Origin of the sequence: Chitinophaga polysaccharea (assembly GCF_007829335.1) — a bacterium.
In the GTDB taxonomy this organism is placed as follows: Bacteria; Bacteroidota; Bacteroidia; order Chitinophagales; family Chitinophagaceae; genus Chitinophaga; species Chitinophaga polysaccharea_B.
This window is the reverse complement of sequence record NZ_VIWO01000001.1, coordinates 339,825-354,893: the sequence shown is the minus strand read 5'-3', so window position 1 is coordinate 354,893 and position 15,069 is coordinate 339,825. Positions and strand designations below refer to the sequence as shown.

Annotated in this window: 16 protein-coding genes; 14 read left to right on the top strand and 2 right to left on the bottom strand. The window is 44.5% G+C overall.

What is annotated here, in order from left to right; all coding sequences use genetic code 11:
* Window positions 1-42: 42 nt before the first annotated feature.
* From FHW36_RS01465 to FHW36_RS01415, 11 genes are all read left to right on the top strand, one after another.
* Window positions 43-933: an NAD kinase gene (locus FHW36_RS01465; RefSeq protein ID WP_145661142.1), complete on the top strand. Its 891-nt coding sequence runs from the start codon at window positions 43-45 to the stop codon at window positions 931-933.
* 156 nt (window positions 934-1,089) lie between these two features.
* Window positions 1,090-1,956 carry a type IX secretion system protein PorG gene (gene porG, locus FHW36_RS01460; protein WP_145661139.1) on the top strand — a complete coding sequence of 289 codons (867 nt, stop codon included), beginning with the start codon at window positions 1,090-1,092 and terminating at the stop codon, window positions 1,954-1,956.
* Between the two features lie 226 nt (window positions 1,957-2,182).
* The gene (locus FHW36_RS01455) at window positions 2,183-2,944 is read left to right on the top strand and encodes an isoprenyl transferase (RefSeq protein WP_145661137.1); all 762 of its coding nucleotides are present in this window, start codon (window positions 2,183-2,185) and stop codon (window positions 2,942-2,944) included.
* Window positions 2,925-5,681, top strand: a complete 2,757-nt coding sequence (locus FHW36_RS01450) for a BamA/OMP85 family outer membrane protein (RefSeq protein WP_145661134.1) — start codon at window positions 2,925-2,927, stop codon at window positions 5,679-5,681. The genes FHW36_RS01455 and FHW36_RS01450 overlap by 20 nt, the downstream gene beginning before the upstream one ends.
* A 66-nt stretch (window positions 5,682-5,747) precedes the next feature.
* Window positions 5,748-6,263 (top strand): OmpH family outer membrane protein, encoded by a 516-nt coding sequence (locus FHW36_RS01445; RefSeq protein ID WP_145661131.1) that lies wholly within the window; start codon window positions 5,748-5,750, stop codon window positions 6,261-6,263.
* A gap of 58 nt (window positions 6,264-6,321) precedes the next feature.
* Window positions 6,322-6,831, top strand: coding sequence for an OmpH family outer membrane protein (locus FHW36_RS01440; RefSeq protein ID WP_145661128.1), 510 nt, complete (start codon window positions 6,322-6,324; stop codon window positions 6,829-6,831).
* Between the two features lie 177 nt (window positions 6,832-7,008).
* Complete coding sequence (gene rpmH, locus FHW36_RS01435) at window positions 7,009-7,164, top strand: 50S ribosomal protein L34 (protein ID WP_012788729.1); 156 nt, start codon at window positions 7,009-7,011, stop codon at window positions 7,162-7,164.
* Between the two features lie 14 nt (window positions 7,165-7,178).
* Window positions 7,179-7,571, top strand: coding sequence for a ribonuclease P protein component (locus FHW36_RS01430; RefSeq protein ID WP_145661125.1), 393 nt, complete (start codon window positions 7,179-7,181; stop codon window positions 7,569-7,571).
* An 86-nt stretch (window positions 7,572-7,657) separates the two neighbouring features.
* Window positions 7,658-7,888 (top strand): membrane protein insertion efficiency factor YidD, encoded by a 231-nt coding sequence (yidD, locus tag FHW36_RS01425; RefSeq protein ID WP_145661122.1) that lies wholly within the window; start codon window positions 7,658-7,660, stop codon window positions 7,886-7,888.
* 50 nt (window positions 7,889-7,938) lie between these two features.
* Entirely contained in the window at window positions 7,939-9,612 is a 1,674-nt protein-coding gene (locus FHW36_RS01420) for a S41 family peptidase (protein WP_145661119.1), read from the top strand.
* Between the two features lie 263 nt (window positions 9,613-9,875).
* Window positions 9,876-11,267 (top strand): Gfo/Idh/MocA family protein, encoded by a 1,392-nt coding sequence (locus FHW36_RS01415; protein ID WP_145661116.1) that lies wholly within the window; start codon window positions 9,876-9,878, stop codon window positions 11,265-11,267.
* Window positions 11,268-11,341: 74 nt separating this feature from the next.
* Here FHW36_RS01415 and FHW36_RS01410 read toward each other — a convergent pair whose 3' ends face one another.
* Window positions 11,342-11,950, bottom strand: a complete 609-nt coding sequence (locus FHW36_RS01410; protein WP_145661114.1) for a superoxide dismutase — start codon at window positions 11,948-11,950, stop codon at window positions 11,342-11,344.
* A 297-nt stretch (window positions 11,951-12,247) separates the two neighbouring features.
* Here FHW36_RS01410 and FHW36_RS01405 point away from each other — a divergent pair, with 297 nt between their 5' ends.
* The 3 genes from FHW36_RS01405 (at window position 12,248) to FHW36_RS01395 (ending at window position 14,590) form a co-directional block, all read left to right on the top strand.
* Complete coding sequence (locus FHW36_RS01405) at window positions 12,248-12,952, top strand: LuxR C-terminal-related transcriptional regulator (protein WP_145661111.1); 705 nt, start codon at window positions 12,248-12,250, stop codon at window positions 12,950-12,952.
* Between the two features lie 293 nt (window positions 12,953-13,245).
* Window positions 13,246-13,461 (top strand): hypothetical protein, encoded by a 216-nt coding sequence (locus FHW36_RS01400; RefSeq protein WP_145661108.1) that lies wholly within the window; start codon window positions 13,246-13,248, stop codon window positions 13,459-13,461.
* Between the two features lie 199 nt (window positions 13,462-13,660).
* Window positions 13,661-14,590 carry an SPFH domain-containing protein gene (locus FHW36_RS01395; RefSeq protein ID WP_145661104.1) on the top strand — a complete coding sequence of 310 codons (930 nt, stop codon included), beginning with the start codon at window positions 13,661-13,663 and terminating at the stop codon, window positions 14,588-14,590.
* Between the two features lies 1 nt (window position 14,591).
* On the opposite strand, the gene FHW36_RS01390 is transcribed toward FHW36_RS01395, so the two are convergent.
* On the bottom strand, window positions 14,592-15,029 hold the full coding sequence (locus FHW36_RS01390) for a nucleoside deaminase (protein WP_145661101.1): 438 nt from the start codon (window positions 15,027-15,029) through the stop codon (window positions 14,592-14,594).
* Window positions 15,030-15,069 lie beyond the last annotated feature (40 nt).

The following is a 15,069-nucleotide window of genomic DNA, read 5'->3' as shown; positions in this document are numbered from 1 at the left end:
TGTCAAAAGGCAGGTAACGGGCCGCTGAAAGCTTAATAAATTATGCAGGTAGCACTTTATAGCAGGGGATTTATTACTGAAGACATCGCAAACATCCGCTTATTGCTGGAGGAATTGGAGCGGGCAGAGATTGAAGCAATGATTTATGAGCCGTTTTTCCGGGTATTACAGCAACATGTGCCTTTTGAAACAACCCCGGTACTGTTTTCCTGTGCAGAAGACTTACCAGGAAAAATCGACTTCTTAATGAGTCTGGGTGGCGACGGTACGCTGCTGGACACGGTATGTTATGTGAGGGATACCAATATCCCGGTAATCGGTATTAATTTTGGCCGCCTGGGATTCCTGGCGAGCATCGGTAAAAACGAAATCCATGCACTGGTGCAGGCGCTCCTGAATCGTACCTATGTAGTAGACCAACGTTCGCTGTTGCACCTTGACGCCAATATTCCCTTATTTGGAGAAGTGCCTTATGCCCTGAACGAATTTACAATCCATAAAAAAGATACCTCCGCCATGGTAAAGATCCATACCTACCTCAATGGCGAGTTTCTCAATACTTACTGGGCAGATGGATTGATTGTATCCACTCCAACTGGTTCTACCGGTTATTCGCTGAGCTGCGGTGGCCCCATTGTATTCCCGGATGCTGGTAATTTTGTGATCACGCCAGTGGCACCTCACAACCTCAATGTGCGGCCTATTATCGTGCCCAACGACAATATCATTTCTTTTGAAGTGGAAGGGCGCAGTGACCAGTTTCTTTGTACCCTCGATAGCCGGATGGAAACTATAGACAGTACAGTACAACTGGCGATAAAAAAAGAGCAGTTTAAACTGAGTCTGCTGCGGCTGGATGACAGCAACTTCCTACATACCTTACGTAACAAGCTATTATGGGGTATTGATGCCCGTAATACGATTAAAATATAGAAATATAAATTATATTGCTACATTTACAAATACGTTGTCTGCTGATTGTAATGCAAATTATGCCCCATGAGGACAAGGAGCGTCTCACCAGTTAGCATAATCGTCAGCTATACATTAAATAAATCCGGCATTTTAGCGTTTAAGTAGGACTGATTTATGCTGAAATCTTTTTTATATCCTAAATATCTCCTCTTTTCCCTGCTGGTAGCGGCTGGCAGTTTGTTTGCGGGACGAGCCGCCGCGCAAAATGAGTTACAATACGTAGGGGAACTGGGTTTATCGATCGGAGGGGCCCAATACTTTGGGGACCTGAATACCCGGGGGGCATTAAATAGCATTAAGCCTGCCATCGGGGTTTATTACCGGAAATATATGAACGATTACGTGGGGGTGAGAGCCCATGCCCGTTTTATGCAGCTGGGTTATTCGGATGTGCACAATAAGAACGAATTCCAAAAACTGCGTAACCTCAGTTTCAATACCAATTTATGGGAACTATCGCTGCAGGGAGATTTCAATTTCTTCCGGTTTGAACCCGGTAGTTTATATGAACGTTTTTCTCCATATTTGACCGGGGGCGCCAGTCTTTTTTATTTCAATCCTTACACTTACCTGAACGGGACTAAATATTATTTACAGCCGTTGCGTACGGAGGGACAGGGAAGCGCCCTGTATCCTGAGCGCAAGCCATACAGCCTCGTTTCCTATGCCTGGTTAATTGGGGGCGGTTTTAAGTATAATCTCTCCAAAAAAGTAAATGTGGGGCTGGAAGCGCTGTACCGGTATACCCAAACTGATTACCTGGATGATGTAAGCACCACTTATGCAGGCCCCGGGGCATTTCCAACGCTGCCTAACGGACAACCCTCAGTGGCGGCTCAGTTGCAGGACAGATCCGGCGTTTATGGCGCCCCGATTGGGGTAACAGGCCGCCAGCGGGGTAATAGCCGGGATAAGGACCAGTTTTTGACCATTGAGCTGACCATTAGTATCCTTTTTACCTCTTATCACTGTAAATTTTAATTTACCGGAAAATACTTTCTACAGGCAGCCATTACATCCCTGCCAACTACCCGGAAAGTTCGTTGAATTTGCTAAAATCCCCACTGGTATTGATTTCGCTGTTAAAACTACGTTAAAAGACCTTCTTAGGCTTTGCTAAAAAAGTCATTACTCTATTTTTGTATCTTTGCACCCTTTTAGAATCTGTTATAATCTGTAATAATCTGTTATAATACGCCTGACACAAATGAGTTTGAAGGATAAATTGGACTTGCAACGGTTACCACGCCATATTGCCATTATTATGGATGGAAATGGCCGTTGGGCAAAGGAGCGTGGGCAAGACAGGCTGTACGGGCACCACGAGGGGGTAGAAAGCGTGCGCAACATAGTGGAAACCTGTGCAGAACTTGGAATCGGCTATCTTACGCTGTATGCTTTTTCTACCGAAAACTGGGACCGCCCGGTTTACGAGGTGACTGGTATCATGGAATTGCTCGTAAACACCATCCGGCAGGAGGTGAATACGCTGTCTAAAAATAATATCCGTCTGAGTGTAATTGGCGATATGAACATGCTGCCTCCCCAGGCGCAGCAGGAAATGGAAGAGGCCATCGCCCTTACCAGCCAAAATACTGGCCTCAATCTCATTATGGCTCTTAGCTACAGTGCAAGATGGGAAATCGTGAATGCAGCCAGGAAAATAGCCCTGGATGTGAAAAATGGAGCCCTGGACCCTGCAGCTGTGACGCCTGAGGTATGGGAAAAATATCTCTGTACCACCGGCCTGCCAGACCCTGAATTAATGATTCGTACCAGTGGAGAATGCAGGATCAGTAACTTCTTACTATATCAACTGGCCTATGCGGAGCTGTACTTTACAGACACCCGCTGGCCGGATTTCCGCAATGAACATCTTTACCAGGCCATCTTAAATTACCAAACCAGAGAACGGCGCTTTGGCAAAACAAGCGAACAAATTCAGCAGAATGAAGAAATTATTTCCTAAGGGCCTACTGGCTATAGCATTATGTTGCAGTGCAGGCATACGTGTATCCGCTCAGCAGAAAGATACGGTGCCCCCAACGCAGCCCCCTGCTAATCCGCCGGCAGTTGCTCCCATTAATATGGGTAATCCGCAACAGTACGAAATTGCCGAAATCACCGTTGTAGGTACCCAATACCTGGACAAATCATTACTGCTGTCGCTTTCGGGCCTCAGTGTAGGCGATAAGGTAACCTATCCGGGTGGCGATCAATTTACCAAGGCCATTCAAAGCCTCTGGTCACAACGTTTATTCGCAGATGTGACCATCTACGTAACTAAAATTGAAGACAATAAAATCTGGCTGGAAATCGGGTTAACAGAAATGCCCCGTATGTCCTCCTTCTCCTTCAAAGGAATTAAAAAAGCAGAAGCCGACGATATTACCACCAAAGCTGGTATCCGTAAAGGAACAGTAATTACCCAGGCCCTGAAACAAAATGTAATCGGCGTAGTACATAAATTCTATGCTGATAAAGGGTTTGGTAACGCTACCGTTAGAATAGAAGAAAGAGCAGATAGCTCCACTGTCAACTCCCGCCACGTGGTGTTCAACGTTACCAAAGGGAGTAAGGTACGTACCGAAAATATCAATATCGTAGGTAACTATAACGTAGCCGACAGTAAGATCAAGAAAAGAATGAAAGGTACAAAAGAGCGCTCCCGCTTTACCCTTCATCCGGATATTGAACATGTATATGTGGACTCACTTGCCCAGGACGACGATTTCTGGCAAACCTATGGCTTCCTCCAGCCTACAAGGGCCCTGGAAAAGCTGGATCCCTATTTCCGCTTTAAACTCTTCAGCTCCGCCAAGTTTAATGAAAATAAATACCTGGAAGATAAAGGTAAGGTAGTAAGTCTCTATAACTCTAAAGGTTATCGCGATGCGGTAATCGTAAGAGATACCGTGTATAAAACCCGTTCCCAGAATCTGAATATCGATATGCAGATCTCTGAGGGTAAAAAATATTATTTCGGAGATATCACCTGGAAAGGTAATACCCGTTATTCCGACTCTGTATTAACGCGCCTTCTGGGTATTAAGAAGGGAGATGTGTATAACCTGGAGTTGCTGGAAAAAAGAATCGGTAAACAGATGTCACAGGAAGGCGGCGATATCAGCGGCTACTACATGGACTATGGTTACCTGTTTTTCCAGATCGACCCCGTAGAAATCGGTATCCGTGGCGATACCATCGACTACGAAATCCGTTTGCGTGAAGGTCCGCAGGCCACGATCAAGGAAGTACGCATCGCTGGTAATGAAAAAACCAACGAACACGTTATCCGTCGTGAGTTGCGCACCATTCCCGGTGAAAAATTCAGCCGTACAGACCTGATCCGTTCTAACCGTGAAATTGCCAACCTCGGCTTCTTCAACCCGGAAAAGATCGGTATGAACCCGGTACCAAATGTTCAGGATGGCACAGTGGATATTGACTATACAGTAGAAGAAAAAGCCAACGACCAGCTGGAATTATCGGCCGGTTGGGGTGGATATATCGGTTTAACCGGTACGCTCGGGGTTACGTTTAACAACTTCTCCCTGCGCAATATCTTCCGGAAAGAAACCTGGGATCCGTTACCAAGTGGAGATGGCCAGAAATTATCTGTGCGTGTATCTTCCAATGGTAAGGCCTACCGTTCTTATAACTTCTCTTTCACAGAGCCATGGCTGGGTGGTAAGAAAAGAAACCAGTTTTCTGTGAGCTTCTATAGCAGCTACCAGAATCCATATGCATACAGTAACTATTACAAGCTGCCGGGAGATACCAGCACGTCTGTAGATGGTCACTTTAAGGTATTGGGTGCTTCCGTATCCCTGGGTAAACAATTGAAATGGCCGGATGATTATTTCACCCTGATTTACTCGCTGAACTATCAACAGTACAAACTGAAAAACTATAACTACTTTGGTATTGCCGGATTTGAGAACGGTACTTCCAACAACATTAACGTGAAGCTCACGCTGGCGCGTTCTTCTGTGGATCAGCAGATATTCCCGCGCAGTGGTTCCAACTTTATGTTGTCTGCCCAGTATACGCCACCTTACTCCCTGTTTAATCCTGATAAAGACTACAGCAAGGAACCGGCGTCCAAGCAGTTTAACTTCATTGAGTACCAGAAGTATCGTTTCAATGCAGAATGGTATGTGCCATTGAGCCGCCCTATGGGTAGCGATAATAAAACGTTTGTATTGAAAGTAGCCGCTAAATTTGGTTATATTGGACGTTATAATAACCGTACTACGCTGTCGCCTTTTGGCCGGTTTGAGTTGGGAGGTGATGGTTTGAGTAACTTCGCTATTTACGATCGTGATATCATTTCCCAGAGAGGGTATCCGGTGTATTATACTTCCGATCCGAGCGTGAATCCTGAAAATGGACAGCCAGCGAACTATTCCGGGTTTACCGTATTTAACAAATTCGTAATGGAGCTGCGTTATCCGTTCAGCCTGAACCCAAGTTCTACCATCTTTGGATTGGCATTCCTGGAGGCAGCCAATGGTTATAAGGACCTGAATGAGTACAATCCGTTCAGACTGCGTCGGTCTGCCGGTATCGGTATGCGTTTCTACCTGCCTATGTTTGGATTGCTTGGATTTGACTATGGTATTGGGTTCGACCGTCTTACACCGGGAGGTGGCCTGAAAGATGCGGCTAAGTTTACCTTTATGCTCGGTTTCGAACCAGAATAATGTGAAAATAAATTATATATTGCAAGTTTAACCGTTGTTTTGGTTTTGCAAAAAATCCATTGTAGCATGAAAAAAATATTTATTACAGCCGCTATAATATTGGCTTTGGGCGGTGCAGCAAGTGCACAGCGCTATTGTGTGATAGATACAAAATATATACTGGAGAGTATTCCTGAGTATAAGGACTCCCAGAAGAAGCTGGATGCCGTTGCTGATCAATGGCAGAAGGAGATTGATGCCAAGTTCCAGGAAGTGGATAAGATGTATAAGTCTTACCAGGCGGAGCAGGTGATGCTGACAGAAGAATTGAAGCGTAAAAGAGAAGACGAGATTGTAGCCAGAGAAAAAGAGGCAAAGGATTTGCAGAAGAAGCGTTTCGGTTACGAGGGCGATCTTTTCAAGAAGCGGGAGGAATTGGTAAAACCTATTCAGGACAGGATTTATAACGCCGTACAGAAGCTGTCTGCCAGCAGGATGTACGACTTTGTGCTGGATAAGGCGAGTGGAGCTACTGTTATATTCTATGATCCCAAGATTGATAAGAGTGAAGAGATCTTAAAATCTCTTGGAGTGAAGAAGTAAGGCGTATACCTATTTTTTAACTATAAGTATTTAAATTTTTTTAAACACAGACAACATCATGAAGAAGTACGTAATTATTGCTTTTGTGGCGGTTACCGGTTTGTTCAGCGTGAATGCAATGGCACAATCCAAAGTAGCGCATATCAATGCACAGGCACTGGTGGCCAGCATGCCGGAAGCTAAAAAGGCAGAAACTGATTTGCAGACTTATGCTCAGAGCCTGGAAGCTGATGGTAAAGCGCTGGTAGACGAGTATACTAAGAAAATGAAGGATTTTGATGACAAGGCGGCTACAATGACCGACAACATAAAAGAAATCAAAGGTCGTGAAATCCAGGATGCACAGAAACGTATCCAGGACTACCGTGAAGCTGCTGAACAGAAAGTACAGGCTAAACAGTCTGAACTCCTGAAACCTATTTACGATAAAGCCCGTAAAGCGATCGAAGATGTGGCAAAGGAAAAGGGTTATGGTTATGTAATCGACAGCTCTTCTGGTATGTTGCTGGTTTCTCCGTCAGCAGACGATATCCTGGCTCCTGTAAAGGCTAAACTGGGTATTAAATAGTTTAATTTTTTAATATTAAAGGTGGAATGTGGTGAAAACTGCATTCCACCTTTACATTTAAGAATTCGTATTTTAATTTTACTTTTCAAATATTTTCTGCTACCTTTGCCTTCCGTTTTAAAAAACAATCCTTTAATCCGGGACTTTTAGTAGTACAGGTAAAAACAAAAAAAAGAAATGAAACGTACTTTTCAACCGCATAACAGACGCAGAAAGAGCGTTCACGGCTTCAGAAAGAGAATGGAAACTGCTAATGGCCGTAAGGTATTGGCTTCCCGTAGAGCAAAAGGTCGTAAGAAGCTGACTGTTTCCGACGAGCGTAAGCTGAAATAATTATAGTAGCTTAAATACTATTTGCCATAAAAACTTATTCTTTTAGCAAGGAAGAAAGGTTAAAAAGCAGAAAACTTATTGAAACGCTTTTTCGTGAAGGAAAAGCGTTTTCTGTTTTTCCGTACCGCGTGGTATACATGCCCCTTACGGAGCCATGTAAATACCCCGTGCAGGTAGGTTTTAGTGCCACTACCCGCAGATTTCCCCATGCGGTAGACCGTAACCGCATCAAACGCCTGGGCCGTGAAGCCTGGCGTCTTCAGAAACAGGCGTTATACGACCATCTCCGGTCACACTCGCAGCAGCTCGCTGTTTTCCTCATCTATACCGACAAAAAAATAGCCGATTTTTCCACCCTGCAAGACAAAATTTCAGTAATTTTAAAGAAGTTGCAAAACAGCATTTAGCCTTTAGCGGTTAGCTTTCCGGCTGATTGCAACCTGTTAGTCAGATACTTTTTTAATGGCTGCAAGCTGACCGCAAAAAGTTGATTATGAATCGTGTAGTTCGCTGGTTGAGTTATCCTTTTATTCTCCTGATAAAAATCTATCAATGGTTTATCTCGCCCCTGTTGGGCAGTAAATGCCGCTATACGCCCACCTGCTCGCAGTATGGGTTGGAAGCATTTAAAAAATATGGACCTTTCAAAGGCGGCTATCTCACCATAAAGCGTATCTTGTCCTGCCATCCCTGGGGTGGCCATGGATATGATCCGGTGCCCTGAGTAAGGCTGCCGGCCGCCAACTTTATCACTCATCTTATATACTCTGTTGCATGCGTGCATTTTTTAATAGGAAGAAGAAGCTGACAGCCGCACTGTTGTTGATTATCATCGCAGCCGGCGTTTTTGCTTTTAATGAAAATGATAAATACTTCCAGATCGCCAAAAACCTGGACATCTTCGCTGCTTTTTACCGGGAACTGAATACCTACTATGTAGATGACCTGCCCCCCGAAAAGATAATGCATAAAGGCATTGAAGCCATGTTGGAAGAAACAGACCCTTTCACGGATTTTGTTTCGGAAGAAAACCTGGATGACCTCAAATTTATGGCCACAGGCAAGTATGGCGGCGTAGGCGCTTCTATCAATACCAACGGTGACTGGACCACCATTACCGATGTGTATGAAGGCAGTCCAATGGACAAAGCAGGCGTAAAACCAGGTGATATCATTGTGAGCATGGATGGCAAATCCGTGAAGAACGTAGCGCAGGAAGAGATCAGCCGTCAACTGAAAGGAGCAGCCGGTACTTCGCTCGATATGGTATTCCGCAATCCTTTGACTGGCGTGGAAACACCCAGGAAAATAGTACGGGAAGAAATCAATGTGAAACCCGTTAGTTACGCCGGGATCGTGAAAAACGATATTGGCTATATCAAGATGACGCAGTTTACCGAAAACAGCGGCGCCATGGTACGTAAGTCAGTAGAACAATTAAAACAATCCCACCCGGGCCTGAAAGGAATTATCCTGGATCTTCGCAGTAATCCAGGTGGACTACTGGATGAAGCGGTGATAGTAGCCAATATTTTCGTGGATAAAAACAGGCTGATTGTAAGTACCCGGGGCAAGGTAAAGAACTGGGACCGGAGCTATGAAACCACCGAGCAGCCGGTTGATATACATATCCCATTGACCGTACTCACCAATCATTCTTCCGCTTCCGCATCTGAAATAGTAGCTGGCAGCATGCAGGACCTGGACCGTGGTGTGGTAATAGGACAACGCTCTTATGGTAAAGGCCTGGTACAAACTACCCGTCAGCTTCCCTATAACACCAAATTGAAAGTAACTACCGCGCGGTATTATACTCCCAGCGGACGTTGTATACAGGCTATTGACTACTCCCACCGGAATGACGATGGCAGCGTGGATTACGTACCTGATTCCCTGCGTAAATCATTTGCCACCGCCGGAGGCCGCGCTGTAAAAGATGGTGGAGGTATTGAGCCAGATGCCAAAGTGGATCCTACCTATATCAGCCAGGTAGCGATTACATTGCTCCGCAAACAATTTATCTTCGATTATGCTACTACGTATTATTACAGTCACCCGAAAATAGCGACGCCCGCTACATTTTCACTGAGTGAGGCTGAATTTGCCGATTTTGAACGTTACCTGGAAAATAAGGATTACAGCTACAAAACCCGTAGTGAGGAAGCTTTGGATTCTTTCAAAAGCACCGCCAGGAAAGAAAAGTATTATGATGCCATTGCTGATGAGCTGGAAACGCTCGAAGCAAAAATGAAGCACGATAAAAAGCAGGACCTCTTGAAGAATAAAACAGAAATAAAACGTTTGCTGGAAGAGGAAATTGTAAATCGTTATTACCTGCAGAAAGGCCGTATTGCCAGGTCACTGGAGTGGGATAATGAAGTTAATACCGCAGCAGACATCCTGCATAACCAGGCTAAATATAAGCAGTTGCTGACCATCGCAAGATAATGGATGGTATACACCTTTGAAAAGTGCTGTTGTAATATCTTTTTAGGCGAAATAGATACCTGTTATCATATATTGAGGCTGGCCATTGACCAGCCTTTTTTGTTGACGTTTGCTGCCAGTAGCGGCCCTGGATGATTATTTATCTCCCATCATTTAATTACCAGGCTGTTCTCCTTAAATTATGAATTCCGGTTTATTGTTTTTATTTTGAGAATCTCAGTGAATAATAAACCGTTATCATTTTTCAACCTAAAAGGGTAATCATGCCAGTAAATTCCAATGAAGCTTCCCGTCGGAGCTTTATCAGCAAAGTTGCAAAAGGTGTAGTAGGAGCCTCCCTGCTGCCTAATATTCTGACCGCTGCGGACAAGAAAAGAAATATTGAGTCACTTTCCCGCCTGAAGGAAAAATATAGCGCCAATGATCAGATCCAGGTAGCATTGATCGGTGCGGGGGGAATGGGTACTGCGGATGCAAATACCGCCATTACCGTTCCTGGTGTAAAGCTCGTAGCTGCCTGCGACCTGTATGATGGCCGTTTGGCGGATGCTAAGAAGAAATGGGGAAATGACATTTATACTACCCGCAGCTACCAGGAAATACTGGAGCGTAAAGATATTGATGCCGTTATCATTGCGGTGCCGGACTTTTGGCATAAGGATATCTCTGTAGCCGCCATGAATAAAGGGAAGTCGGTATACTGCGAGAAACCAATGGTACATGATATCAGCGAGGCGCCTGCCGTAGTGGAAGCGCAGCAACGCAATGGAAAAGTAGTTTACCAGGTAGGCAGCCAGGGGATGAGCTCCCTGGGAAATGAAAAGGCCCGCCAGCTACTGAAAGATGGCGCCATTGGTAAACTTAACTATGCAGAGGGTTTCTGGGCACGTATGTCGCCTACCGGCGCCTGGCAATATCCTATTCCGGCAGATGCTTCCACCAAAACAGTAGATTGGGAGGCTTATCTCAAGAACGCACCCAAGCGTGCTTTTGATCCGCTGCGCTTTTTCCGCTGGCGCAATTACCGCGACTATGGTACCGGCGTTTCCGGCGATTTATTCGTACACCTGTTCTCGAGCCTGCACCTGGTAACAGGGTCACTCGGTCCCAATAAAATAATGGCTACCGGTGGCTTACGCTATTGGAAAGACGGCAGGGAAGTACCGGATGTTATGCTGGGCATGTTCGATTACCCGGAAACAGAAATACACCCGGCCTTTAACCTGTCGCTCCGTGTAAATTTTGTGGATGGTACCGGCGGAACCAATTACCTGCGTATGGTGGGTAGCGAAGGATCTATGACGGTAGAATGGGATAAAGTAACCTTATACCGGAATAGCGTACACGTAGATGAAAACGACCCGTTAGCGGCTGCCAATGCGGCTGCATCTAATACCGGAAAATCGTATGCCTATCACCGTGCCGATATATTGCCACAGGAGAAAATGGAATACGAGGCAGAGAAAGGCTATAAAGGAGCCCACTTTGACCACTTCTATAACTTGTTCAATGCCATGCGTACCGGTGGTAAAGTAGCGGAAGATCCTACTTTTGGCTTCCGTGCAGCAGCCCCGGCATTGCTGTGTAATGAAAGCTACTTCGACAATAAGATCATTCATTGGGATCCTAAAAATCTGAAATTGGTAAATAAGTAATCCCAATAGTTATAAATGAAAAGGCCCCGCGTTGCAACGCGGGGCCTTTTCATTTATAACTATTGGCTTAATGCCTATTTAGCTGCTGCTTCATAGCGTTTGCTGATAGCGTTCCAATCAATTACATTCCAGAATGCTTTCAGGTATTCCGGACGGCGGTTTTGGTACTTCAGGTAGTAAGCGTGTTCCCATACGTCTACACCGAGGATAGGAGTACCTTTTACTTCAGCTACATCCATCAGCGGGTTGTCCTGGTTAGGAGTGGAAGTAACTTCCAGTTTACCATCTTTTATCAGCAGCCAGGCCCAACCTGAACCGAAGCGGGTAGCGCCGGCGGTGTTGAATTTTTCCTGGAAGGCTTCGAAAGAACCAAAGGTGCTGTTGATAGCATCAGCCAGTTTACCGGTTGGAGCGCCGCCCGCGTTTGGAGCGAGGCTGGTCCAGAAGAAACTGTGATTCCAGTGACCACCACCATTGTTTCTTACTGCCGGGCTGATTTTACCAGCGTTGGCAACCAGTTCTTCTAATGATTTGTTCTCGTTTTCTGTACCTGCAATTGCCTTGTTCAGATTATCTACATAAGCCTGGTGGTGCTTACCGTGGTGAATTTCCATTGTCAGTTTATCGAAATTCGGCTCTAACGCATCAGTTGCGTAGGGTAAGCTCGGAAGTGTGAATGCCATAACTCAAAGTTTTATGGGTTTAAAAATATGATTTCTTGATAGTCGCCAAATTTACTGCCAATCCGTTAAAATTTAGACATTTAATTATTTACTTATTTAGATATTTAGGTTAAGTAATCGCGTCTGGTTGTAAAACCGGGCAACTAAGGCGCGGAATCCCGGAGTGAGCCGGAAAAGCGGCCTTGATCATATTGAAAATTATTTTAAATTTACAGATAGTCGGTTTAACAGGACGCGACAAAGGCATCTTAGCGTGCCCGGTAGTTGTTTACCTATTGTTTGTTTAAAACGTATAGTATGCAGACAGGCTCGGATACAGGGCAAAGTTTTTCCCTCAATGTTTTACAAAAGGAAAATGAGCAATTAAAAAATCGTATACATTGGCTGGAAAGTATTCTACATCATGTGCCCGCCATGATTTACAGTTACGATAACAATAACAAATCCGTTACCTGGTGTAACGATAGACTGGCGGAAACAGTGGGCTTCACGCCGGCTGAAATGACCGGGATGGGCATGGAGTTTTTCAGGCATATCATGCACCCCGACGATTTTAAACTGGCGGCGGTAGCCCAACAATCTTTCCTCAATAACAAAGAGCAGTTTGGAGGGCTGGCACGTATACGGAAAAAAGGAGAGATAGATTACCGCTGGCTATTGGGATTGGAGGTGCCTTTTACCCATGATAAAAATGGCAGGGTGGTAGAAATCATCTGTGCTTTCCTCGATCTGACCAATGCCATTGATACCAATGTACAACTGTCGGAAGCGCTCAATGCCATCATGCGTCGCCAACATGAAAGCCTGTTTAATAAACTTACTTCCAGGGAGAAAGATGTATTGGCCATGGCTGTGAAAGGTCTGAATAACAAGGAAATTGCCCATTCGTTGAACCTTAGCCGTTATACCGTTGAAACACATCGTAAGAATATCCGCCTGAAACTGAAAGTCCGTAACACTTCTGAATTGATTACCATCGCCCGAAAGATTGGATTTGAATAAGCGGCTAAAAAAGTATTAGTGCTGTTTGTTACTAAGGTGACAGCTTACCCCTTGTTAACTTCTATGCCCCGCAAAAAAGAGCATTATAATCGCTAAACTGTATTCAATTGGTAATCAGTGATCAAAATGAGAAGAAAGTTGCTAAAAATTTGCTAAAAAAAATCACGTTTTTCGAAAAATACCCAAGATTGGGTATTTGCTCGTCTTTTAAACTCTACTAATTTAGTGCATTGAATTTAAATATTACATGTGTTATTTAAACATCCAATATGATTACTAGCTGAAATACCCCTATGACTATGATAACCGAGGAAAGAGCCTTTAATATTTTACAACTGGAGGATACCGCTACTGCGGAGGAAATTGTGGCCCGCTACGAAGTATTGAAAGATCAATACAGGAGAATAAAAGATGAAACAGAAGATTTGAGAACACGATTGGCCTATCAGTTAAAACAAATAGAATTGGACGACGTATTTATATATTTCAGAAGAAGACAAAGAATATAGAAAGAGAGCACCAACTAAGCTTTTTGTAATATTCATTCGTTGTGTTTTTAAGCTCAGTGGCTCATCCATTGTTTTTCTTCTTTCTTTATGCTACAACATAAATCTATCTGTGTATGTGATGGGAAAACTATGCCGGTCCTCCCCATTGACTTTATTTTGTTATATTTAGGTGCTTAAACCCTACCTAAACAATCGCTCTATGAATGTTATCTGGATTATTCTGTTGGTATTGGCTGCTGTAGTCATACTTTCCAGCTTTGTTACCGTTCAACAGGGAAACATCGCCATCACCACTATTTTCGGGAAGTACAACCGGGTGCTTTTTCCCGGATTGAACTTTAAGATACCCATCATTGAAAAAGTCTTCAAGAAAATATCTGTTCAGAACCGGTCGGTAGAACTGGAATTCCAGGCCATCACCATTGACCAGGCCAACGTTTATTTTAAGGCCATGCTCCTGTATGCAGTATGGAACCAGGAAGAAGAAACGCTTAAAAATGTAGCGTTTAAATTCATGGATGAAAGAAGTTTCATGCAGGCGCTGGTACGCACGATTGAAGGCTCTATCCGTGGATTTGTAGCTACTAAAAGACAGGCAGAAGTGCTGGGATTACGCAAGGATATTACGGAACACGTAAAAGAACAGATCGATAAAACCCTGGAGGAATGGGGTTTTCACCTGTTAGATCTGCAAATGAATGATATCACTTTTGATGAGGTGATTATGAAATCTATGGCCCAGGTGGTAGCCTCCAATAACCTGAAAGCTGCGGCAGAAAACGAAGGACAGGCATTACTGATTACTAAGACAAAGGCTGCTGAAGCAGATGGTAATGCTATCAAGATTGCGGCTGAAGCAGAACGCCAGGCGGCCCAGCTGCGTGGTATGGGCGTGGCCCTGTTCCGGGAAGAGGTGGCTAAAGGTATGACGATGGCCGCCAAAGAGATGCAGCAGGCCAACCTGGATACCTCCGTTATCTTATTCTCCATGTGGACAGAAGCCATTAAGCATTTTGCAGAAAATTCAAAAGGCAACGTTATCTTCCTGGATGGCTCTTCCGAAGGGATGGACCATACCATGAAACAGATGATGGGACTGAATAAAATAACAGAGGCGGCAAAAAAATAATTTATCTCCTTTGTTCAAAGAACGTTTTCATCAACTGTAAACTTTCTTCACGGCACGGACCGGCTTCCAGTTTTGTTTTAGGATGAAACGGGGACCGGTCGCCGGTAGCCCGGCGATAGCTGTTCTTATCATCTGCTGCTGCATATACAATCCTGCCAATCTTACTCCAGTAAAGTGCGCCCGCACACATCAGGCAAGGTTCTACTGTTACGTATAACGTAGCATCCATTAAATACTTACTTCCCAGTGTATTGAACGCCGCAGTCAAGGCTATCATTTCGGCATGGGCAGTGCAATCATTCAACCGCTCTACATGATTATATCCACGGCCAATAATGCGGTTGTTCATCACTACCACGGCTCCAATGGGAACTTCCCCGTCTTCAAAGGCCTTCCGGGCTTCCTGCAGGGCCTGTCGCATAAAATGTTCATCGGTCATATCACTTGCTCATTAGCTGTCAATAGCAACGCCTGTTATT